This is a genomic window from Serratia sp. CY55921, from assembly GCF_052167655.1.
In the GTDB taxonomy this organism is placed as follows: domain Bacteria; phylum Pseudomonadota; class Gammaproteobacteria; order Enterobacterales; family Enterobacteriaceae; genus Serratia; species Serratia ureilytica.
Window position 1 is genome coordinate 2276389 of sequence record NZ_JBJNMU010000001.1, and the last position, 23082, is coordinate 2299470.

At 62.2% G+C, this 23082-nt stretch carries 17 protein-coding genes; 1 reads left to right on the forward strand and 16 read right to left on the reverse strand.

What is annotated here, in order from left to right:
* Positions 1-11: 11 nt before the first annotated feature.
* The 14 genes from urtD to trpS all read right to left on the reverse strand — a co-directional run bounded on the left by urtD (position 12) and on the right by trpS (position 20064).
* The gene (urtD, locus tag ACJ8M3_RS11030) at positions 12-818 is read right to left on the reverse strand and encodes an urea ABC transporter ATP-binding protein UrtD (protein WP_015377102.1); all 807 of its coding nucleotides are present in this window, start codon (positions 816-818) and stop codon (positions 12-14) included.
* Positions 815-1891: an urea ABC transporter permease subunit UrtC gene (gene urtC, locus ACJ8M3_RS11035; RefSeq protein ID WP_033642333.1), complete on the reverse strand. Its 1077-nt coding sequence runs from the start codon at positions 1889-1891 to the stop codon at positions 815-817. The genes urtD and urtC overlap by 4 nt, the downstream gene beginning before the upstream one ends.
* Entirely contained in the window at positions 1891-3471 is a 1581-nt protein-coding gene (gene urtB / locus ACJ8M3_RS11040) for an urea ABC transporter permease subunit UrtB (protein ID WP_060659784.1), read from the reverse strand. The genes urtC and urtB overlap by 1 nt, the downstream gene beginning before the upstream one ends.
* Positions 3472-3527: 56 nt before the next feature.
* Positions 3528-4796: an urea ABC transporter substrate-binding protein gene (urtA, locus tag ACJ8M3_RS11045; protein WP_025302020.1), complete on the reverse strand. Its 1269-nt coding sequence runs from the start codon at positions 4794-4796 to the stop codon at positions 3528-3530.
* Between the two features lie 35 nt (positions 4797-4831).
* Positions 4832-5542, reverse strand: a complete 711-nt coding sequence (locus ACJ8M3_RS11050; RefSeq protein WP_033644224.1) for a GntR family transcriptional regulator — start codon at positions 5540-5542, stop codon at positions 4832-4834.
* 14 nt (positions 5543-5556) lie between these two features.
* The gene (gene uca, locus ACJ8M3_RS11055) at positions 5557-9177 is read right to left on the reverse strand and encodes an urea carboxylase (protein WP_089197677.1); all 3621 of its coding nucleotides are present in this window, start codon (positions 9175-9177) and stop codon (positions 5557-5559) included.
* 2 nt (positions 9178-9179) lie between these two features.
* Positions 9180-11009, reverse strand: a complete 1830-nt coding sequence (gene atzF, locus ACJ8M3_RS11060) for an allophanate hydrolase (protein ID WP_089196765.1) — start codon at positions 11007-11009, stop codon at positions 9180-9182.
* 252 nt (positions 11010-11261) lie between these two features.
* A complete protein-coding gene (locus tag ACJ8M3_RS11065; RefSeq protein ID WP_089196764.1) occupies positions 11262-14405 on the reverse strand; it encodes a right-handed parallel beta-helix repeat-containing protein in 3144 nt (1047 codons plus the stop codon).
* Positions 14406-14597: 192 nt separating this feature from the next.
* On the reverse strand, positions 14598-15062 hold the full coding sequence (locus ACJ8M3_RS11070; protein WP_089196763.1) for a DUF1456 family protein: 465 nt from the start codon (positions 15060-15062) through the stop codon (positions 14598-14600).
* A gap of 231 nt (positions 15063-15293) precedes the next feature.
* Positions 15294-16193 (reverse strand): phosphonate ABC transporter, permease protein PhnE, encoded by a 900-nt coding sequence (gene phnE, locus ACJ8M3_RS11075; protein WP_442514677.1) that lies wholly within the window; start codon positions 16191-16193, stop codon positions 15294-15296.
* Positions 16190-17053, reverse strand: a complete 864-nt coding sequence (phnE, locus tag ACJ8M3_RS11080; RefSeq protein ID WP_069100205.1) for a phosphonate ABC transporter, permease protein PhnE — start codon at positions 17051-17053, stop codon at positions 16190-16192. The genes phnE (ACJ8M3_RS11075) and phnE (ACJ8M3_RS11080) overlap by 4 nt, the downstream gene beginning before the upstream one ends.
* A gap of 78 nt (positions 17054-17131) precedes the next feature.
* A complete protein-coding gene (phnD, locus tag ACJ8M3_RS11085; protein ID WP_004939482.1) occupies positions 17132-18064 on the reverse strand; it encodes a phosphonate ABC transporter substrate-binding protein in 933 nt (310 codons plus the stop codon).
* A 41-nt stretch (positions 18065-18105) separates the two neighbouring features.
* A complete protein-coding gene (gene phnC / locus ACJ8M3_RS11090) occupies positions 18106-18939 on the reverse strand; it encodes a phosphonate ABC transporter ATP-binding protein (protein WP_069100206.1) in 834 nt (277 codons plus the stop codon).
* Between the two features lie 117 nt (positions 18940-19056).
* A complete protein-coding gene (gene trpS, locus ACJ8M3_RS11095) occupies positions 19057-20064 on the reverse strand; it encodes a tryptophan--tRNA ligase (RefSeq protein ID WP_089196762.1) in 1008 nt (335 codons plus the stop codon).
* 290 nt (positions 20065-20354) lie between these two features.
* Between trpS and ACJ8M3_RS11100 the strand changes: the two genes are divergently transcribed.
* Complete coding sequence (locus tag ACJ8M3_RS11100) at positions 20355-21230, forward strand: NAD(P)-dependent oxidoreductase (RefSeq protein ID WP_033642322.1); 876 nt, start codon at positions 20355-20357, stop codon at positions 21228-21230.
* A gap of 32 nt (positions 21231-21262) precedes the next feature.
* Here ACJ8M3_RS11100 and ACJ8M3_RS11105 read toward each other — a convergent pair whose 3' ends face one another.
* Positions 21263-21790, reverse strand: coding sequence for a cysteine hydrolase family protein (locus ACJ8M3_RS11105; protein ID WP_033642321.1), 528 nt, complete (start codon positions 21788-21790; stop codon positions 21263-21265).
* A gap of 34 nt (positions 21791-21824) precedes the next feature.
* A complete protein-coding gene (locus tag ACJ8M3_RS11110) occupies positions 21825-22928 on the reverse strand; it encodes a suppressor of fused domain protein (RefSeq protein ID WP_033642320.1) in 1104 nt (367 codons plus the stop codon).
* Positions 22929-23082 lie beyond the last annotated feature (154 nt).

Genomic DNA, 23082 nt, shown 5'->3' on the forward strand with positions numbered 1-23082 from the left:
ATTACGCCTCCTCAGCGCCCCAGATATACCTCAATCACCCGTTCATCGGCCTGCACCTGCGCCAGCGATCCTTCCGCCAGCACCTGTCCCTGATGCAGCACCGTCACGCGATCGGCAATGGTTTCCACAAACCCCATGTCGTGCTCCACCACCATCAGCGAATGCTTGCCCGCCAGCTCGCGGAACAGTTCGGCGGTGTAGTCGGTTTCAGCGTCGGTCATGCCGGCCGCCGGCTCGTCGAGCAACAGCAGGTGCGGTTCCTGCACCAGCAGCATGCCGATCTCGAGAAACTGTTTCTGCCCGTGGGACAGCAGCCCGGCGGGCCGGTGGCGCTCGTGCCCCAGCCGCAGGGTCTTCAGCATCTCGTCGATGCGGTCTCGCTGTTCGCTGCTTAAACGGGCGCGCAGGCAGGCCCATACCGACTTGCGGGTTTTCTGGGCGATCTCCAGATTTTCGAACACCGTCAGCGCCTCGAACACCGTCGGTTTTTGAAACTTGCGGCCGATGCCGGCATGGGCGATCTGCATCGGCGCCAGCCGGGTCAGATCGACGGTCTGGTCGTAAAACACCCTGCCGCTGTCCGGCCGGGTTTTGCCGGTGATCACATCCATCAGCGTGGTCTTGCCGGCGCCGTTGGGGCCGATCACGCAGCGCAGTTCGCCGACGCCAATGCGCAGCGACAGATCGGTCAGCGCGCGAAAACCGTCGAAGCTGACGTTGACGTTATCGAGCTGCAACACCGGATCGGTTTGCTGCCGGTATTTGTCCGCCGGCAGCGGGTGGGTAAACAGTTCGTCGGTCACTTGCATCGCCTTCATGAGGATTTCCTCCGACGCAGCAGGCCAATCACCCCTTTGGGCAGAAACAACGTGACGACGATAAACATCAGGCCGAGGAAAAACTGCCAGTATTCGGGAATGGCCATGGTGAACCAGCTCTTGGCGCCGTTGACGATGCCGGCGCCGAGCAGCGGCCCCACCAGGGTGCCTCGCCCGCCGAGGGCTACCCAAATGGCGGCCTCGATCGAGTTGGTCGGCGACATTTCGCCGGGGTTGATGATGCCGACCTGCGGCACATAGAGCGCGCCGGCCAGCCCGCACAGCACCGCCGACAGCGTCCAGACGAACAGCTTGAAGCCCTTCGGATCGTAGCCGCAGAAGGTCAGGCGGTTTTCCGCATCGCGCACCGCGGTCAGCACCCGGCCGAACTTGCTGCGCGCCAGCGCAAAGCCGATGGCCAGGCTGGCGGCCAGCAGCAGCACCGTCGCCAGGAACAGCGCCACCCGCGTGCCGGCGGCGGTGATGGGAAAGCCGAGCAGCGTGGTGAAACCGGTAAAGCCGTTATTGCCGCCGAAACCGGTCTCGTTGCGAAAGAACAGCAGCATGCCGGCATAGGTCAGCGCCTGGGTCATGATCGAGAAGTACACCCCTTTGATTTTCGAGCGAAAGGCGAAGTAGCCGAACAGGAAAGCCAACAGGCCCGGCACCAGCACGATCAGGCACAGCGCCCAGGCGAAATGCTGGGTGCCGCTCCAGAACCACGGCAGCTCGTTCCAGGAGAGGAACGCCATAAACGCCGGCAGCCCGTCTCCCGCCGCCTGCCGCATCAGGTACATGCCCATGGCGTAGCCGCCGAGCGCGAAGAACAGCCCGTGGCCGAGCGACAGCAGCCCGGCATAGCCCCACACCAGATCGAGCGCCACCGCCACCACCGCGTAGCACAGGATCTTGCCCGCCAGCGTCAGGGTATAGGTGGACACCGCCAGCGGATGACCCGCCGGCAACAACGTCATGAACGGCATGACCAGCAGCGCCAGCAACGCCAGCCCGCCGATGCTCAACGCCAGCCGGGGCGCTTTCTGCACGCCGGTTACGGTCAATGGTTGGCTCATCAGTCAATCACCCTGCCCTTAAGGGCGAACAGCCCCTGCGGACGCTTTTGAATAAACAGAACGATCAGCACCAGGATCAGGATCTTGCCCAACACGGCGCCGATCTGCGGCTCGAGGATCTTGTTGACGATGCCGAGGCCGAAGGCCGCCGCCACCGTCCCCGCCAGCTGGCCGACGCCGCCGAGCACCACCACCAGGAACGAATCGATGATGTAACCTTGCCCCAGCTCCGGCCCGACGTTGCCCAACTGCGACAGCGCCACCCCGCCAAGCCCGGCAATGCCGGATCCCAACCCGAAGGCCAGCATGTCCACCCGCCCGGTGGGCACGCCGCAGCAGGCAGCCATCGCGCGGTTTTGCGTCACCGCGCGCACGTTCATGCCGAGCCGGGTTTTGTTCAGCAGCAGCCAGGTCAACGCCAGCACCAGCAGCACGAACGCGATCACCGCGATGCGGTTCCACGGCAACACCAGGTTCGGCAACAGCTGCACGCCGCCCGACAGCCACGCCGGGTTGGCGACCTCGACGTTCTGCGCGCCGAAAAGCACCCGCACCAGTTGGATCAGCACCAGGCTGATGCCCCAGGTGGCCAGCAGGGTTTCCAGCGGTCGGCCGTACAGGTGGCGGATCACCGTGCGCTCCAGCAGCATACCGATCCCGGCGGTGATGGCGAACGCCACCGGCAGCGCCGCCAGCGGGTAGAGCGCCAGCCACTGCGGCGCAAATTGCTGAAACAGCCCCTGCACCAGATAGGCGGAATAGGCGCCGAGCATCAGCATTTCGCCGTGCGCCATATTGATGACGCCGAGCAGGCCGTAGGTGATCGCCAGGCCAAGCGCCGCCAGCAGCAGGATCGAACCGAGCGACAGGCCGCTGAACGCCTGGCCGAGCAGATCGCCGATCATCAGGCGGTGCTGCACGCGCTGCAGGCTGCGCTGCGCCTCGGCGCGCACCGCGGCGTCCGGCTCATTGGCCGCGTCGGTCAAGGCTTGCAGCCGCGCGCGGGTTTCCGGCTCGCCCGATTCCCCCAGCAGCCGCACCGCATTGAAGCGCACCTGCGGGCTGGCGTCGGCCAATTGCAGGTTCGCCAGCGCAATGCTCAGCGCGTCGCGTACCTGAGGGTCTTTCTCCTGCGCCAGCCGCCGGGTCAACAGCGGCAACTGCTCGCCCTGCGCCTCGCGCTGCAGCGCGGTCGCCGCCTGCAGCCGCACCGCCGCGTCCGCGCTAACCAACCGCTGCGCCGACAACGCGTTGGCGATCAGAATGCGCAGCCGGTTGTTCAGCCACACCTTCTTCGGCTCGCCAACCGGGGCCGCCTCACCTTCAAGCGGCAGATAGCGGTCGCCCTGGCGGATAAAGGCGCGTTTCGCCCCGTCGATCACCACGGTTTCCTGCTGCAGCCCCTGCAGCAACGGCAGGCGCGCGGCGTCCGGCTCGGCCGCCCACGCCTGCAGCAGTTTAGCCTGCTGCGCGCGAGTGGCCGCCGCGAACTCATCGGCCGGCCCGGCCTGCGCCAGCAGGGGCCAGGCGCACAACAGCCACAGCCCGGCGCGCAGAGAGGATAAAAACGGAGATTGCATCAGCTGCCTCTTCTGTTGGGCCGGCGCGCGTCGAGCCGCGCCGGCGCTGAGTGACGTTACTTGCCGCCTTTCACCGGGTAATCCGGTTTTTTGTCGTTGCCGGCGATATACGGACTCCACGGCTGCGCGCGCACCGGCGCCTCGGTCTGCCACACCACGTTGAACTGGCCGTTGCCCTCGATCTCGCCGATCATCACCGGCTTATGCAGGTGGTGATTGGTCTTGTCCATGGTCAGCGTGAAGCCCGACGGCGCGGCGAAGGTTTGCCCAGCCATCGCCGCGCGCACCTTATCGACGTCGGTGGTGCCGGCCTTTTCCACCGCCTGCGCCCACATATGGAGGCCGACGTAGGTGGCCTCCATCGGATCGTTGGTGACCGCAGTGGCGTAATTCGGCAGATTGTGCGCCTTGGCGTAGGCTTTCCACTGGCTGACAAACTGTTTGTTGGTCGGGTTATCCAGCGATTCGAAGTAGTTCCAGGCCGCCAGGTTGCCCACCAGCGGCTTGGTGTCGATGCCGCGCAGCTCTTCCTCGCCGACCGAGAAGGCGATCACCGGCACGTCGGTGGCCTTGACGCCCTGGTTGGCGAGTTCTTTGTAGAACGGCACGTTGGAATCGCCGTTGATGGTGGAGATCACCGCGGTGTTTCCGCCGGCGGCGAACTTCTTGATGTTGGCGACGATGGTCTGGTAATCGCTGTAGCCGAACGGCGTATAGACCTCTTCGATATCCTTGTCCTGCACGCCTTTGCTGTGCAGGAAGGCGCGCAGGATCTTGTTGGTGGTGCGCGGATAGACGTAATCGGTGCCCAACAGGAAGAAGCGCTTGGCGCCGCCGCCGTCCTCGCTCAGCAGGTATTCCACCGCCGGGATCGCCTGCTGGTTCGGCGCCGCGCCGGTGTAGAACACGTTCGGCGACATCTCTTCGCCTTCGTATTGCACCGGATAGAACAGCAGGCCGTTCAGCTCCTCAAACACCGGCAGCACCGACTTGCGCGACACCGAAGTCCAGCAGCCAAACACCGCCGCCACCTTGTCCTGGCTCAGCAGCTGGCGCGCCTTTTCGGCGAACAGCGGCCAGTTGGAGGCCGGATCCACCACCACCGGCTCCAGCTTTTTGCCGAGCACCCCACCTTTGGCGTTGATCTCGTCGATGGTCATCAGCGCCACATCCTTCAGCGGCGTCTCGGAAATCGCCATGGTGCCGGAGAGCGAACTCAGAATGCCGACCTTGATGGTGTCGGCGGCCTGCGCGCTCCAGGCCAGGCCCAGGCCGACAGCGGCGGCGGACAGCGCAAAAGCTTTGATAAAACGACGACGTTGCATAGTTCAAACTCCTGATGTGTATGAAATCAAAATCGTTACGCCGAGCGCGCAGGCTGCTGAGCCCGCGCCTGGTGCAACATGTGCAGCGTTATTTTTCGCACTTCTGCCTTGCTGACGGCGATGTGCTCGCCGAGCAGCGTTTGCGCCGCCCCGCTTTGCCGCTGCAGGATCGCCTGCAAAATGGCGGCGTGCTCGCGGTAGGTGGCGTCCACCCGCGCCTGCTGGGTGAAATCCAGCCGGCGAATGATGCGGATCTTTTCGGTCAGTTCACGGTGAATGCGCGCCATTTCGCCGTTGCCCGCCGCGGCCACCAACGCCTGATGAAACTGCTCATCGTGCTGCGACACCGCCTTGCCGTCCGCCAGGCGCGGCGCTTCGGTCCAAAAACGGCTCAGCGCCGCCAGCGCGTCCGGCGTTTCCCCGGCCGGGCGTTCGCACAGCCGTTTCACCGCCTCTTGCTCCAGCACGATGCGCAGGTCGTACAGCTCTTCGAAGTAGGCGAAGTCGAACGGCCGCACCTGCCAACCGCTGCGAAACAACACCTCGACATAGCCTTCGCGCTCCAGCCGAAACAGCGCCTGACGCACCGGCGTGCGGCTGGCCGCCATGCGCTGCGCCACGTCGCTTTCGCTGAAGCGATCGCCCGGCAGCAGGCGAAACTCGAAGATGTCGGCCTTGAGCTGCAGATAAATGCGCTCCGCCAACCCTTCCGGGCGCGCCTTGTGCTCTCCGTTGGTGATTTGCATCATCGCTCCTCCGTTCAGACCGCCTTTTCCAGCCACAGCAGGGCGTCGCCCGGCCCGACCGGCCGCCCCTGCCGGCAGCTGATGCGTTTAACGATCCCGGCGCGCGGCGCGGTGACCGCCAGCTCCATTTTCATCGCCTCGACCACGATCAGCGGCTGCCCGGCCGCCACCACCTGCCCCGGTTCCACCAGGATCTTCCACACGCTGCCGTTCAGATCGGCGCTGACCAGATCGCCGTCGATGGCGTCTTCTTCCTCCGGCGGCAACAGCTGCGCCTCGGCCTCGTCGTCATCGCTGCGCCAGCGCGCCACTTCGGCGCTGAACGCCTGCTGCTGGCGATGCTGGAAGTCGGCGATCGCCTCGGCGTTGTCGGCCAGGAAACGGGTGTAGGCGGCGAAGTCGAACTCGCTCTCTTCGATGCGCACCTGCATGCGCCCTTCACGGAACGCTTCGCGCTGCTCGTCCAGCTCTCGCTCGCTGACCGGGTAGAAGCGCACCTGATCGAAGAAGCGCAGCAGCCAGGGCTCACCGGCGGTGAACTGCGGGTTTTTGAGAAACTTGTTCCAGATCGGCAGCGTGCGCCCCACCAGCTGGTAACCGCCCGGCGAGTCCATGCCGTAGATGCACATGTACATGCCGCCGATGCCGACCGTCCCTTCGGCGGTGTGGGTGCGCGCCGGGTTGTATTTGGAGCTCAGCAGGCGATGGCGCGGATCGAGCGGCACCGCGCAGGGCGCGCCGAGGTAGACGTCGCCCAGCCCGAGGATCAGGTAGCTGGCGTCGAACAGAATGTCGCGCACCTGCTCGCGTCGGCTCAGGCCATTGATGCGCTGAATGAAATCGACGTTGTTCGGCAGCCAGGGCGCCGAGGCGCGCACCGTCTGTTGATAGCGATCCACCGCCCCCAGCGTGGCCGAATCCTCAAACGCCATCGGCAGCCACACGGTGCGCGTCGGCACCTTCAGGCGGCTGACGTCCCCCAGCGCCCGTTCGCGCGCCAGCAGGCGCTGCAGCAGGTCGGCCTGGCTAATCTGCCGGCTGTCGTAGCGGATCTGCAGCGAACGCACGCCCGGCGCCAGCTCCGCCACGCCCGGTATCGCCCCCTCACGCAGCGACTGCATCAGCAGATGAATGCGCAGCCGCAGCGCCAGATCGAGCACATTGTCGCCGTACTCCATCAGAATGTAACCGTCCCCCGCCTGGCGATACGCCACCGCCGGGCGCCCTTCCGCCGCCGGCAGCGCCGCCAGCACCGCGGCGGAAACGGTCTCCGCCGGGGCCAGATCCGGCGGCGGCAGGGTGATGGCCTTCACCGCCGCCAGCGCTTCGATGCTGCCAAGCTGCGCCTGTTCCAGCGACTGCGCCTGGCGAAAGCCGATCGGATGGAACCGGATGCGGTCGCCCGGCTTCACCTGCCCCACTTTCCACAGCTCGGCCTTGGCGATGGTCACCGGGCAGACGAAGCCGCCGAGGCTGGGCCCGTCGCGGGTCAGGATCACCGGGAAATCGCCGGTGAAGTTGATTGCGCCGATGGCGTACTCGCAGTCGTGCACGTTGGAAGGATGCAAACCGGCTTCGCCGCCGTCCTCCCGCGCCCATTCGGGCTTCGGCCCCGCCAGGCGCACGCCGAGGCGGTTGGAGTTGTAATGCACCTGCCAGTCGGTGGCGAAGAAGGCCTCTATTGATTCGGCAGTGAAAAAGTCCGGCGCGCCGTGCGGACCGTACAGCACGCCGATGTGCCACTGGTCGCCGTAGTGCGGGATCAGGCTGTCGTCCATCGCCTGCGGCGCGGCGATCGGCGCCGGCGTGGTGCAAGCAGTCAGCGCCGGTTGAGCGATCGCCAGCATGTCCGCCACGCGCAGGGTGCGCCCGGCATGCCCGCCGAACTGGCCCAGCGCAAAGGTGGAACGGCTGCCGAGATACACCGGCACGTCAAAGCCGTTGCGTACCGCCAGATAGGTGCGGCAGCCGTGCGTGGCGCGCCCCAGCGTCAGCACCTGCCCGGCCCGCACCGCGATCGGCCGCCAGTAAGCGACCGCTTCGCCGTCCAAATCGGCCGGGCAGCTGGCACCCGTCAGCGCGAGGGTGGCGTCGCAGTGAAAGCGCAACGTCGGCCCCTGCAGGGTAAACTCGAGCCCGGCGGCCGCCGGGTGGTTGCCGACGATGCGGTTGGCCAGCCGGAACGCGAAGTCGTCCATCGGGCCGGACGGCGGCACGCCGATGTCCCAATAGCCGAGGCGGCCGGGATAATCCTGCACGCTGCTGTAGGTACCGGGTTGCAGCACTTCGAGGCAGTGCGGCTGGAAACGCACATCGTCCAGCAGACGCGTCCAAACGTCGCCGCGCTGAAATTGCGGCGTGGCGATCACCTGCCGCAGATAATCGAGGTTGGTGGCGATGCCGTGCAAACGGGTCGCCGCCAGCGCCACGCGCAGTTTTTCCAGCGCCTGCGCCCGATCCGCGCCGTGCACGATCAGCTTAGCGATCATCGGGTCGTAAAACGCCGAGACTTCGCTGCCGGTCGCCACCCACCCGTCGAGCCGCACGTCGTCAGGGAAATGCACCTCGGTCAGCACGCCGGGGCTGGGCTGGAAGTTTTTCAGCGGATCTTCGGCGTAGAGGCGCACTTCGATCGCCGCGCCCTGCGGCGCGCGCTGCAACGCCGCCCAATCCAGCGCGTCGCCCGCCGCCACCTGCAGCATGCATGCGATCAGATCCAGGCCGGTGACCATCTCGGTGATCGGGTGCTCGACCTGTAAGCGGGTGTTCACTTCCAGGAAGTAAAACTCGTCGCGCGCGGCGTCATAAATGAATTCCACGGTGCCGGCGCTGCGGTAATTCACCGACTCGCCCAGCGCCACCGCCGCCCGATGCAGCGCCTGGCGGGTCGCCGCCGGCAGGTGCGGCGCCGGGGTTTCCTCCACCACCTTTTGGTTGCGCCGCTGCAGCGAGCAGTCGCGTTCGCCGAGCGCCGCCACCCGCCCCTGGCCGTCGCCGAAAATCTGCACCTCGACGTGGCGCGCGCGATCGACGAAGCGTTCGATAAAGGCGCCGGCGTCGCGGAAGAACTGCTCTCCCAGCCGTTTGACGCTGTCGTACGCGTCGCGCAGCGCCGCCTCGTCGTCACAGCGCGTCAGGCCGATGCCGCCGCCGCCGGCGGTGCTTTTCAGCATCACCGGGTAGCCGATGCGCGCGGCGGCGGCGACCGCCTGCTCAACGCTCTCCAGCAAGCCGGTGCCCGGCGTCATCGGCACCCCGGCCAACGCCGCCAGCTCGCGCGCCCGGTGCTTGAGGCCGAACTCGCGCATCTGCGCCGCCGTCGGGCCGATAAAGGCGATGCCCGCCGCTTCGCAGGCGTCGGCAAACTCGGCGCTCTCGGACAAAAAGCCGTAGCCGGGGTAGATCGCCTGCGCGCCGGTGGCCGCTGCCGCCGCGAGGATCTTGTCGATGCGCAGGTAGCTGTCGGCGGCCTTGTCGCCGCCGAGCGCCACCGCCCTGTCGGCCTCGGCGACGTGCGGCGCATTGCGGTCGGCGTCGGAATAGACCGCCACGCTGGTTACGCCCAGGCGTTTCAGGGTGCGAATGGCGCGGCAGGCGATTTCGCCGCGGTTAGCGATCAGTACGGTAGTAAACATGTTCATGCCCCCTTAACGCTGGCGAGATAGTCGCGCCAGCCGCCAAACTCAGTGATATCCGTCGCGTCTTCCAGCGCCCAGGCTTCGCAGATAAACCCCTTCACCCGCCGGCCGTCCGCCAGCAGCAGCGTGCCGATGCCCAATGGCGCCGGGATTTCCGCCACAAACTCGCCGAAACGGGCCAGCGGAATGTCCCACAGCTCAACGCGGATCGCCGCCCCCTGCGCCGCGCGCGCCAGCCCCGGCTTCGGCGGCTCGGTATCGGCCAGCGCATACAGGCGATAGCAGGGGGCGGTAGCGGTTTGCTCCACCTGCACCGCGTCGCGCTGCGTCAGCTGGACGTTGAGCGGCATGCCACTGAGGTGAGCGCCCACTACCGCCAGACGCACGTGTCCCAAAGACGGGGCCGGCGTGGGCTGCGGCGGCAATGCCCGACCGATAGCGCCGAGCGGCAAGGCGCTTTGCCGTTGCCAGCGCACGCCAAACGCCGCCAGCGCCCGGTCATGCCAGGCGGGCGCAATCAGGGTGATGCCCGCCGGCAGACCGTCTTCGCGCAGCGGCCCCGGCAGCGCCAGCGCGCTCAGATCGGCCAGGTTGGTGAAATTGGTGTAAGTGCCGAATTGCGAATTGAACAGCACCGGCTCCTGCGCCATCTCCGCCAGGGTGCGGATAGTGGGCGCGGTCGGCACCACCAGCGCGTCGAACGGCGCCAGCCGCTGGGCGATTTGCCGCGCCAGCTCGGCGCGCAGGTATTCCGCCTTGTAGGCGTCGCAGGCGCTGTAGCCGAGGCCGTTGCCGACGATGCCGCGCACCACCGGATCGATGGCCTGCGGGCTCGCTTCCAGCACCTGCTCAATGGCCACCGTGCGCTCCGCCACCCAGGGGCCGTAATACAGCTGTTCCGCCAGAGTGCGAAACGGCGCGAAATCGAGGGGTTCCAGCGTGGCGCCGCCCGCCTGCAGCTGCGCCAGCGCTCGGTGAAACGCCCGCTCGGCCTGAACATCGCCGAAAAACTCCAGCTGGGCGGGAACGGCGAAACGCGGCGCGGCGGGGATATCCGCCGGCGCGGTATGCGGATCGGGGCGGGAATACGGGTCTGCCGCGTCAAAGCCGCTCGCCAGTTCCGCCACCAGCGCGGCATCGGCCACCGTCAGCGCGAAGACCGACACCGTATCGTTCAACCGGCAGGCCGGCACCACGCCGCGGTTGGACAACCGCCCCTTGGTCGGCTTCAGCCCGACGATGTTGTTGAACCCGGCGGGCACACGCCCCGAACCGGCGGTGTCGGTGCCGAGCGCGAACGGCACCAGGCCGCGCGCCACCACCGAGGCGGAGCCGGAGCTGGAACCGCCGCTGACGTAGCGGCTGTCGAAGCTGTTGACCACTGCGCCATACGGTGAGCGAGTGCCCACCAACCCGGTAGCGAACTGGTCGAGGTTGGTTTTACCAAGGGCGATAGCCCCGGCGGCGCGCAGGTGGGCGACCACGGTGGCGTCCGCCGCGGCCTGATAGGTGAACGCCGGGCAGGCGGCGCTGGTCGGCCAGCCGCCGACGTCGATATTGTCTTTGATGGCGAAGGGCACGCCGAACAGCGGCAGGCGGCTGAGATCGCCGGCGACCGCCTCGAGCCTCTGTGCCAGCTGCCGATACTGCTGCTCGCGCTGCGCCGGCGTGGCGAGATACAGCCAGGCGTTATCGTCTGGGGTCAGCCCGGCGACCAGCGTTTCGATCGTCGCACTGACGCAGGCAAGGCGCTCGCCCGCCGGGCGGGTTTGGTAATGGTGTTGCCATTCACTGAGGGTAAAACCGCACGCTACAACAGGTTCGCTCATCGACTGAATTCCATCTGGTACACAAGATGGGATTCAACAGAGCAACCGGCGTGCCAATTTTTAATCTCATGATTTCAATAAATTATAATTAAAACTTATGACAGCAGCGGCAAACGGGCTGCACCAGCGGCGCGCAGCGGGAGAACAAAAAGAGTGCAATGGCGGGATGACGCAGAGGAAAAACCGGGGCGACTCACTCGCCGCCCCGCAGGCCGATGGGGATAGGTCAACCGCCAGCCGCAAGCTCAGTACCTACCATGTGGTGAGCGCTACCCTTCTCCAGGTATTGGCCGCCGTGCAAATATAAAAGAACGTGGAGTCTGCCGACCATTGGCCTATTTTACCGGGCGCAACGGCCGAAGCGGGGACAGCAACTCTGACACCTACAGGATCTCCGTTCACGTTCGCTGAATCATAAATATTCAACACTTTTATGTGGCCGGAGGAGAATTGGTTATTCGGCCCACCAATAGGATAAGCGCCGTTACCGGCCGGATAGATGCCATTATCCGCAACCGTTAACTGCTTGGTGTACAACCCGCTCCATTTAAATGAGGGTTGTCCTAAGGCGGTCGCGATATCCTTCTGCGGCGAAAAATCCGCCGGGGAGATGGATACGCCGCTGCTGGTCGTATTGTTATTAGCGCCAAGCGTAAACTTAGGTGAAAAACTAATTAAGGAAGCCCCGTCCTGAGCCAACCTGACGCCCGGTTCAAACCCCTGAAGGTTATTGCCTGGAGAAATGCCGCCAAAGTAATGGTAGCTGGTACTCCCTCCTTTGGCGGCATAGAACAGGTTATCGGAGCCGTCCTTGATACCATGGAAAATGGCCGGATAAGCGCCATGGCTGGCCCTGTCCGCCAAGGACCACGGAAGTTGCCTAGGAGCCATATCGGCGATTGCCGCGTTGGCGAATCTTGTCGTATTGCTCAGCATGTTATCAAACACAAATGCCGCCGCGATGCCGTTTACCGGTTCTGCAGCCACATTGTAAGTGGTATTACCCACGTTATAGAAACCGCCCCGACATTCAAAGGTGCTTCCATCACTCTGAAGAATGGTTTCACCTTCGCAAGTAAACTGCCCCAGGATGTTATCGGTGTTGGTTCGGGTGAGTTTGATCGCCGTAGCGCCGACGCCGCCGAACAGGTGGATATAGCAGAAACCGTTGTACCACGTTACGCTGTTGGCGTTTCCTCTCAACTCCAGCCCCACGCCGGCATCCGTATTTGTGCCACCATCGCCCGGATTGCCGGAGACCTTGATCTGACATTGAATTTCATGGAACCCCACGCCGTGGAAGGAGCTATCCCCGCCATTGCTTTCCATCAAGATGTTCGACAAGCCACGGTGGAACCGGCAAGAGTGAAAACTGACGAACTCGGTAAACGCACCGGCATAGCCGTTCAACAGATGTAAGTTCACAAAAAACTTCATAATCAGCAATCTTTCATGCCGCATGAAACAGGAACCATTGATCCGATAGCCGGTGCCCGTATATAACGCGCCCTTGGCCGGCGTAATCGTCACATCGCTGATATATCTGTTGGTATGGATCCCGGAACCGCCTTTCGACTCAAAACACGCATGATCATTAGACGTCGGCTTAAAGAAGAATTTCGTACTAATCCAATTTTCACCCTCTATCGCAATGCCTTTATCTCCGGTGTAGTTTTCTCCCCCTAAATTTAAGGTATCTGTAATGTAATAGTTGCCGGCAGGAACATAGAGCTTCTTGCAGCCTTGGCTAATCGCATAAGCGATAGCCTGTTTAAACGCCTGCGTATCATCCGTACCAACGCCAGCTGTATCATTCCAATCGCCCTTCGCGCCGAACATCTGAGGGGTAATGTGGGGCACGCCTTCATTCGGGAAGGAATACTGAATGAGTTGATTGCCCGTTACCCCTGCAAGCGTAGAGAGAATCGGTTTAAAAGCGCAATCCCAGACGTTCTTGCCAATGAGAGTCGTTTCGTCAAATGCCCCGCCTAACTCCAGCGCCCGAGCGGGAGAAGCAAGTTTAATCACATTCCCTTCAATAATGGCGTTTTTCCCATTCAAGAAACGGATATAACCAAACCCAGAGTCCGTGACCCGATTGCCGGAAAACACCGTACGGTCGCCGTACAGCTTGATCCATACCTGGCTGCTGGTCCATCCGGAGTTGGTTATCTTGTTGCCGGTCATCACGCAGCTATTGGTGAACAGGGCAACCTTGCAATTATTGATAATATTGCCTGAGAGGGTCGCCTCCGTTGCGGCAATGCCATTGAAGGCCGAGGAATTGGAGGTGCCGCAGAAATTTAAAAAATTATCTGCGATAACGGACTCAGCGACAGAAATATCGTTATTGCCGTGATAGTCGATGCCATTCTCAACGGTATCTTCAACGTGATTCCCGATAATTCGTGAATTATTCGTAGGGATTTTGGTGGGGTTATTCACTAAGGAATAGTCGATCTGAATGCCGAACCTTTCGATCGTTTTGATGTAGTTATTAGAGATATTAATGTCACTGATTCCACCCAGCGAGATGCCATAGCTGGTATTAACAATATGGTTATTGGCAACGGTCAGGTTAGTGAATGAATGAGGCGTGCCGGTCACTTCATTATTCAATGTCACCCCGCCCCCTCTTTGCGTATGCCCGGCCCCAGCGGGTTTAGCGGGTTTATGTCCATCATGAATATGATTGTTCACAATCAAGATGTCATAAGCATCTCGGTTCACGCCCGTTTTCAGCAAGATCCCGTCACCCTGGTGATTCGTCAGTTCGTTATTCTGGATTGTAATATGGCGTCCGCCACGAACGGCGATAGGTTCTTCACCCAGATCTTTAAGTAAATTGTTCTCAAGGGTAACTGACGTACAGTCAGAAAGGCCCAAAGCATCGGTATGCATGCTGATGACGCAATTTCTCACGGTGAAGTTTTCACAACGGGTGAAAGCCATGCCGGTACACGCGCGAGTGGCATACCACCAAATAGGATCTGCATCTTTCTGAGTCACCTTTCTCGTGATCCTCAGATCTTCCACGATGAAATTCGACTGTTCCACGGTATTAAAAATGTTGATTTGAGGCGTATCGTCATCCAGGTGAATTTCACCACCGCCATAAATATGGCAGTTGCTGGGTATCTGTAGAGACTGCCAAGCCGAACCCAACGTCAACCGATAGACATTCGCCATTCTGACCTGGCGTTTTTTCATCGAGTTAGCGGCGTCAATCGCCACTTTAGCGAACATGGCGCTAACGGCATCTCGATCGTCAGCCAGGCCATCGCCTACGGCGCCGAACTGCTCAGGGGTATATTCAGCGAATTCGCCGCCGTCATTGACCTGAGCAGCGACATTTTTTGCGTTGAACTGCGGATCTTCTTTTGACATTTGAGCCATTGAATTACTCCTCTGGATTTTACGTTTCAATCGACATTGAATTGAACGACCCCTAAAAAAGTAACCGGATGGGCGGCACGCCCTCCATCGATGGCGGGTGGCTGAGGGCCAGTACAACAAAGGTAGGAGGGAGGAGACAATAAAAAAGGCGCAACCTTGCGATTGCGCCTGATGTTCGGTGAACGCTGCGCGTTACTCGCCGCGAACGCGCTGCGCCAACCCTTTGAGGAAGTAGCGCAGCATCTGATCGCCGCACGGGCGGTAGTTCTTGGTGCCCTCTTTGCGGAACAGCGCGCTCAGCTCCGGCTTGGAGATGCGGAAGTCCACCGCGGTGAAAATCTGGTGCATGTCGGTGTCTTTCAGCTCGAACGCCACGCGCAGCTTTTTCAGCACCAGGTTATTGGTGATCGGCAGCTCAACCGCCGGCGCCGGGAACTTGTCGTCCTTGCCGCGCTTGAAGAACACCAGGCCGTTGAGGAAGTGCGCCATCACTTCGTCCGGGCACTTCTCGTAGCCCGGCTCGCCTTCTTTGATCACGTAAGCGTCCATCGCCGACACCGCCATCTCGAAATCGTCCAGTTTGATAATCTCGACCATTTTGGCGTTGTTAATGCTCAGCATATAGCGCACGCTGCGCAGCACGTCGTTGTTCATCATGGGATTGCATTGCCTTTACTTGTCTAACGGGGACGTGCGCATTGTAAAAAAATGCCCCATACCCAAAATAGTTGGAGTTGCATCGCGGCGGCAAATTTGTAAGCCCCCGGAGCATAGTTAACTATGTGACCGGGGCGCGCAAATGCAGCCAACAAAGAGGCAGCTCCAAGTATGACGGGTATGGCCGCACACCTTGAATGTGCGGCAGTATAGGGATCGGCAAGGGGTTTCTCAATCGATTTGGCTTTTTTGCTGATACAGCGGGATATCTTCGCCGATGATGTACTTGTTGCGCAGCATCGACGAGACCTTGTCCATGATCATCACCACCACCACCAGGATCAGGGTGATGAACATCACTACGTCCCAGTTCCACAGCCGCATATTCTCCGCATACACCAGGCCGATGCCGCCGGCACCGACGAAGCCCAGCACCGCCGCTGAGCGGGTGTTGGACTCGATCTGGTACAGGCTGAGCGCCAGGAAGGTGGGGAACGACTGGGTGAAAATGCCGTAACGGTGCTTCTGCAACCCGTTGGCGCCCACCGCCGTCAGGCCGCGGCTGGGGGACTTGTCCACCGCCTCATGGCCTTCGGCGTACAGTTTACCCAGCAGCCCGACGTCCTGCATCACGATAGCCAGCACCCCGGCGAGCGGCCCCATGCCGACGGCGCGCACGAAGATCAGCCCCCAGATCGCCATGTCGATGCCGCGCAGCACGTCCAGCAAGCGGCGCACCAGCACCGAAATTGGCCGCAGCAGCGGCGTCGACATCACGTTGCGCGCGGCGAAGAACGACAGCGGCAGCGCGATCAGCGACGCGGTGATGGTGCCGGCGAACACGATGGCGATGGTGATGCCGATCTGCTGGAAGTAGTACATGAACGGCCAGTTGGCGAAGTCATGCCAGACGAACATGCGCAGGAAATAGCGCCCCAGCTGCTGGCAGCCGTTGATAAACTGCGGCCAGCTAATGCCGAAGACCAGGAAGAAGAACACGTAGTACAGCACGATCGCCAAGGCGATCAGGCCGACGGTGCGCAGGTAGCGCCCCTGCTGCGCGAAGATCACCGGATGCTGCTGTTTCAACTGGCGCAGCGTTTCCGCCGATGCCGGAGTGCCCGCTGTCATTTTGCCCCCTCCACCACGCGCTTGCGCAGCTCGCCCGACACGTAGTCGAGCACGGAAACCACCACGATGATCAGCAGCAGCGTCATGCTGACCTGATCGTAACGGTCGAGTTTAATGTTGGTCATCAGCTCCTGGCCGATGCCGCCCGCCCCCACCAGCCCCAAAATGGTCGACTGACGGAAGTTGATCTCCAGCCGCATGAAGCTGTAGGAGAGAAACACCGGCTTCACCTGCGGCCACAGGCCGAAGCGCATGCGCTGCAGCGGCGTGGCGCCGCAGGCCGCCAGCCCGCGCACCGGTTTGTTGGAGGCGGTTTCGATCGATTCGTAGAACAGCTTGGTCAGGCTGCCGATGGTGTGCAGCGCCAGCGCCAGGAAGCCGGGAATGGCGCCGATGCCGAACGCCATCACGAACATCACCGCCCACGCCAGCTCCGGCATGGTGCGCAAGAACGCCACCAGCGTGCGGATCGCGAGCCGCACCGAGGCCGGAGTATAGGTATTGCCGGCCGCCAGAAATGCCAGCACGGTCGCCACCAGCACCGAGAAAATGGTCGCCGCCAGCGCCAGCTGCAGGGTCTCCCAGATCAGCGGCAGCTGAATGTTCAGGCGATAGCCCCAGTAGGCCAGCGAGCCTTCGGTACGCCCATCGGCGAACAGCAGGTTCCAGTGCAGCGTCGGCACGGTTTCGGCCAGGTAGTCGAAGAAGTGCGGAATAGACACCCAGACGGTGTACAGGTTGAACTCGGCGAGGTTGCCGGCGCCCAGGTACAGCACCACCAGCCCGAGCGACCACAGCAGCGCTTCGCGCTTTTGCTTGCTGCGGATCCGTTGGTAATAGTGTGCGAAATCGGTATTCAAAACAGGTCTTCCATCGTTATGGAACAAGGGGTTCAGCATGCTGAACCCCTTCATTCGGGCGGCCGAGGCAGCCGGGAATCAACGGTCGCCTTTGGTCAGCTCGCGCTTCATATCGATGATGGTCTGGTATTCCGCCAGGGTGGTGTCGCCGATGTGCTGTTTGCCGCCCATCGCTTTGATAAAGCACGCGTGATCGTCTTTATCCAGCTTCTTGATGGCGGTGACCACTTTGGCCTTGAAGTCGGCCGGCAGCGAGTTGCTCACCAGGATCGGGCCGTTCGGGATCAGCGGCGACTGCCAGATGATGCGGATCTGCTTCATCAGGTCCGGGTGATCCATGCGGATCATGCGGGTGAACGCGCCGCTGGTGTAGCCGGTGTTGTAGTCGCCGATCATCGACGCCCAGGTCACCGCGCCTTCGAACTGGCCGTTCAGCACGCCGAGGATGTCCTGCTCGTGGCCGCCGGAGAAGGTGACGCTGGAGAAGGTGTTGTTGTATTTGTTGTCGACCGTGCCGCCGAACAGCTTTTTAAACGCCTGGTTCGGGATCAGGAAGCCGGAGGTGGAATCCGGATCGGCGAAGCCGATGGCCTTGCCCTTCAGGTCTTCCAGTTTCTGGTACGGGCTGCCGGCCTTCACCACCACCACCGAGTGGTAGCCGCGCGACTGGTCGACGTCGTCAACCGCGATGCCGACGATGTCCACCGCTTTCGGATCCTTGATGTAAACCGAAGCGAACGACGACGGCGACATGCTGAGCACCAGGTCAATCTTGCCGCCCAGCAGGCCCTGGATCACGCCGGAATAGTCGGACGAGTTGCGCAGCTTGGTATCGACGTTCAACTCTTTATCCAGGAACTGCTTCACGCACTGGTTATCGCCGATCTGCTGGGTGGCGTTCTGGCCGCCGAGAATGCCCAGGTTCAGCTCTTTCGGCGCATCCGCTGCGGCAGCATTAAATACCATCATCGCGCCGGCCATCAGGGTGGTCAGACTCAATACTTTTTTCATTAGGTGTGCCTTGTGTGTAAAGGGTAAAGGTCAAAAGTGCTTCAATGGATCTGATTGGCTTCCTCGCCATACAGCTGGTGCAGGATCCGTTCGTTCAGTTGCGAAGGATGCCCGTCAAACACGATCTTCCCGTGGGCGATGCCGATCACCCGCGAGCAATACTCTTTCACCAGTTCGACCGAGTGCAGGTTCACCATCACCGCGATGCCGTCTTCGCTGATTTTCTGCAGCGCGTCCATGATGCGGCGGGTGTTTTTCGGATCGAGCGACGCCACCGGCTCATCAGCCAGCAGGATTTGCGGGTTTTGCATCAGCGCGCGGCAGATGGCGACGCGCTGCATCTGGCCGCCGGAGAGGTGCTCGGCGCGCTGCAGCGCGTGCGGCAGCATGTTGAGCCACTGCAACAGCTCGATGGCGCGAGCGCGGTCGGCGTCATCGAACAGTTTGAAGAAGGATTTCAGGGTGGAGGTGTGGCTCAGGCGCCCCAGCAGTACGTTGGTCATCACGTCCAGCCGCGGCACCAGGCAGAAGTCCTGGAAGATCATGCCGCAGCGCGCGCGCCATTGGCGCATCTGGCGGCCGGCAAGCTGGGCGATATCCTGCGCCACGCCATCGTCTTCGAAGTGCAGCATCTCGCCGCAGCTGGAAGGAATGGTGCCGTTGAGGGTATGCAGCAGCGTGGACTTGCCTGCGCCGGAGCGGCCGATCACCGCCACGAATTCACCGGCGTGCAGATCGAAATTGATGTCATCCAGCACGCGCTGCTGCGCTTTGTAAGCTTTGCCGAGCCCCTTGACCGATAACACTTTGCGGGATGCGGCGACGTGCTGCCCTGGAAAGTCGTGCTGCGCCAATTTTAACAGTGCCTGAGCCATATGATTTCTCTGGTTTCAGTGGCTAATCATTATGGGCACCTATTAACGGATAAGTTTATGACAGTGGGATGATGGTTTTATGGCCGGGGCGTGACGCGTGCCGCCCCGGCGTACGCATCATTCCAGGCTAAAGAAGTCCAGCCCCAGCGCCGCCTTGACCTGCTGCAGCGTCTGCTGGCTGACCTGATGCGCGCGGCGGGTGCCGTGCTGCAGGATGCGCGTCAGTTCGCCTTTATCGGCGATGAACTCGGCGCGGCGGGTGCGGATCGGCTCAAGCAGGCTCTGCAGGCAATCCTCCAGCAGCCGTTTGATTTTCACGTCCCCCAACCCGCCGCGCCGATAGTGCGCCTTCAGATCCGCCACCAGCGCGGCGTCTTCGCAGAAGGCGTCCAGGTAGGTGAACACCATGTTGCCCTCCACCCGGCCGGGATCGCTGACGTTGAGATGGCCGGGGTCGGTGAACATACTCATCACCGCCTTATGCACCTCGTCGGCGCCGGCGCCAAGCGGGATGGCGTTGCCGCGCGATTTCGACATCTTGCCCTGCCCGTCCAGCCCCGGCAGACGCCCGACGTTGCTCAACAGCGGCTGGCACTCCGTTAATATCGGTTGGCCGACGATGTGGTTGAAACGCCGCACGATCTCATTGGTTTGCTCCAGCATCGGCAGCTGATCCTCGCCGACCGGCACGTGGGTGGCGCCAAAGGCGGTGATGTCCGCCGCCTGGCTGACCGGATAAATCAAAAAACCGGCCGGCAGGCTGCGGGCGAAATCCTTCTCGGCGATTTCGTTTTTCACCGTCGGGTTGCGCTCCAGCCGCGCCACGCTGACCAGGTTGAGGTAGTACATCGTCAGCTCGGCCAACGCCGGCAGCGCCGACTGCAGGCAGATCGTGGTCTTATGCGGATCGATGCCCACCGCCAGATAGTCGGCCACGACGTTGAGCACGTTGGCGCTGATTTTTTGCGGGTTGTTGCCGTTGTCGGTCAGGCCCTGCAGATCCGCCACCATCACCGTTTGGTTATGCTGGTGCTGCAGTTCGACGCGCTGGCGCAGCGAGCCGACGAAGTGGCCTAAATGCAGTGGGCCGGTGGCGCGATCGCCGGTAAGAATGGTGTAGCTCATGACAGTGCTCCTGAAGGTCTGTAGACCGCCGGATCAACGCCACAAAAAATAATGCCGCCAAACCGGCGGCATTAAAAAGAGATGTGAATACTCGTGCCGCCTCAGAAGAGGCGCCACCATGACTGATTGTGGGTGGAGTGCATCGATATATTCATGCCATCAAGGTATACCCGCAGCGGCAGCGCGTCAATAGCCCGCCGCCGGCGCGTAAGACGGCGTTACACTCCGGCATTTGCGTTCCTGGCCTGGCGCGCTAGGGTAAAACCTTCAACCTGAAAAAGGAGCGCATGATGAAGATCGGATTTGCCGGACTGGGTGGGATGGGCAGCGCCATGGCGGCTAACCTGGTGAAGGCGGGATTTGCGTTGACGGTATGGAACCGTTCGCCGCAGGCGGCGCAGCCGCTGGTGAGTGCCGGCGCGCAGCAGGCCGAACGGCCGGAGCAGCTGGCCGATGCCGACGTGCTGATCACCATGCTGGCCGACGATGCCGCCACGCAACAGGTGGTGGTTGACAGCGGGTTGCTGCAACGGATGAAACCGGGCGCGCTGCATATCAACATGGCAACCATCTCGGTCGAACTCGCCCAGCGTTTGACGGCACTGCATGCGGAACACGGCATCGGCTATCTCGCCGCGCCGGTGCTGGGACGGGTCGACGTGGCCGCCGCCGGCAAGCTGAATATTCTGGCGGCCGGCGATAGCGAGCTACTGAAGCAAGCGCAGCCGCTGTTCGATGCCCTCGGCCAGAAAACCTGGCACTTCGGCGCCGATCCGGCGCAGGCCAACGTGGTCAAAATCGCCACCAACTTTACCCTGGCCAGCGCCATTGAAGCGATGGCGGAAGGCAGCGCGCTGGTGCGCAACTACGGCGTTTCCGGCGCCGACTACCTGCAGATGCTGAGCGGTACCGTCTTCGCCGCCCCGGCCTATCAGGGCTATGGCGCGCTGATCGCCGCCGAGAAGTATTCACCCGCCGGATTCCGCTTGGCGCTGGGGCTGAAGGACGTCGGGCTGGCGCTGGCCGCCGGCGCCGACAGCCATACGCCGATGCCGTTCGCCGGGGTGCTGAAAGACAATTTCCTCGACGCGATGGCGCAGGGGGATGCGGATCTGGACTGGGCGGCGCTGGCCAAGGTAGCGGCGCGACGAGCGGGCCTGAAATAACGAACGGGGGCGTTGGCCCCCGTTTTCCGTACTCAGAACACGATGTCCGCCGCGGGCACGGCGCGGATCGGCACGCCGAAGCTGTCGATATTCGACAACGTCTCGTTATGGTGGGTACGGATCAGCAAACCATCGGCATAGGATTTGTCGTGGCAGGTATGCGCATCCGCCGCCAACGTCACCGGATAACCGTGCGCCGCCGCGCTGCGCACCGTGGTATCGATGCAAAACGGCGTGGAGTAGCCGCAAACCACCAACTGCGATACGCCGTTGGCGATCAGTAACGCGCCGAGCGAAGTGCGCAGGAACGAGTCCGGCGTGGTTTTATCCACCCGATGGTCGCCCGGCGCCACCTTCAGCGCCGCGAGCACTTGCCAGGCGGCGCTGCCGTGCGGCAGTTCGTCGTCCGGCGTATGGTGCTGAATCACGATCACCGGCACACCCGCCTGGCGGGCGCGCTCGCTCAGTTGGTTGATGCGCGCAACGGTGCCCGCGGCATCCGCCGGCGGCGGCGTAAACAACCCTTCCTGCACATCGATAATCAACAGCGCGCTGGTCATGGCGGCTCCCGAAGAGAAGACAAGACAAGTCGCGTCAGCACACCGGCTGGCGCGGGCGGAAAATATGGTCGACGCCCTGCTCGCGCAGCCTGTGCACCAGATCGTGCCCGCCGTTCGGCGTGGCGTGCGCCAGCTGGCGCTCGGCGGTAAACACCGGGCTGGCCCAGAACAGGTTCACCGGGTCGCCATACTGCTGAGGCAACGTCAGGTGCGCGTGATGCGGGTAGAAGGACGACGATAAAATATAGCCTTCATAGCCCAACGGCGCCACGTCGGACTCCAGCGTATGCCCTTCGCCGATCCAGGTCAGCCGCGCCCAAGGGGCGTGAGCGAAACCGGCCAGCGCGCTGGCCATCTGCACCGCGTTGTCTTCGGTCATGTATTGGCTGTCGATGGCGATCGCCATCTCCATGCGGCGATAGCGCGAAGCCTCATCGTTGAACAGGATCTCCACCCACGGCATCGGCCGAATGCTGACGCCCATGGTGAGGAAGTAATAGATGCCGTCGCGCTCGTGCTGAGTGATGGCCATCGGCGGCCACTTGCCCTGATCGATGGCGTAGTATTTTACCGAAGGGCCGAAATGCTGCTCATAGCGCGCCTGAAAATCGCGCTGCATCTTCGGCCACGGATTGCCCTCTTCACGCTGCCAGCTGCGCCAAAACTGGCGGGTGCTTTCCGCCTGCGCATATTGCGTGTTGGTCGAGGCCGAACCGAGCGGATAGGCCAACGGGCTCTCCTTGATGCAGCTGGCCGAATAGCACACCGAATGGTCGATATACAGGCTCCAGCCGGGGATCACCGCCAGCAGTTGGCCGTAATACCACAGGGCCGCGCCGTCGTCGCTTTCGCTCCACACCACCATCAGCCCTTCAGGGTTCAGCGGCGCTTCCCCTTCCAGGTTGCGGCAAAATTCCGCCGCCAGCATCGGCGGTTGCCCCTGCTCCAGCGCGGCGCGATCTTCCTGCAACGGCGCGGCGGCCAGATTGCGCAGCCAGCAGGCGCGCACCTGATAGCGATCGCTGTAGGCTTCGGCGGGATAGATGTAAAAATAGGCTGCCCGGTGATCTTGCTGAACCACCGCGACCAGCGTCTGGTTCTCATTGCTGACTTCAGCAAGTACGTATGACTCGTTCATATCACCTCAATAGGGTCAGGGCGCGGCAGAATCGGCTGCGCGCAAAAAATGGAATGTGGCTTTGCCCTCAAGTGTAAAACGCATTACTGGCCGGATCACCCGTAAAAGTCTCAAAAACGGCCGTAAACGAAGATAAACAAAGGTTAATTATAGC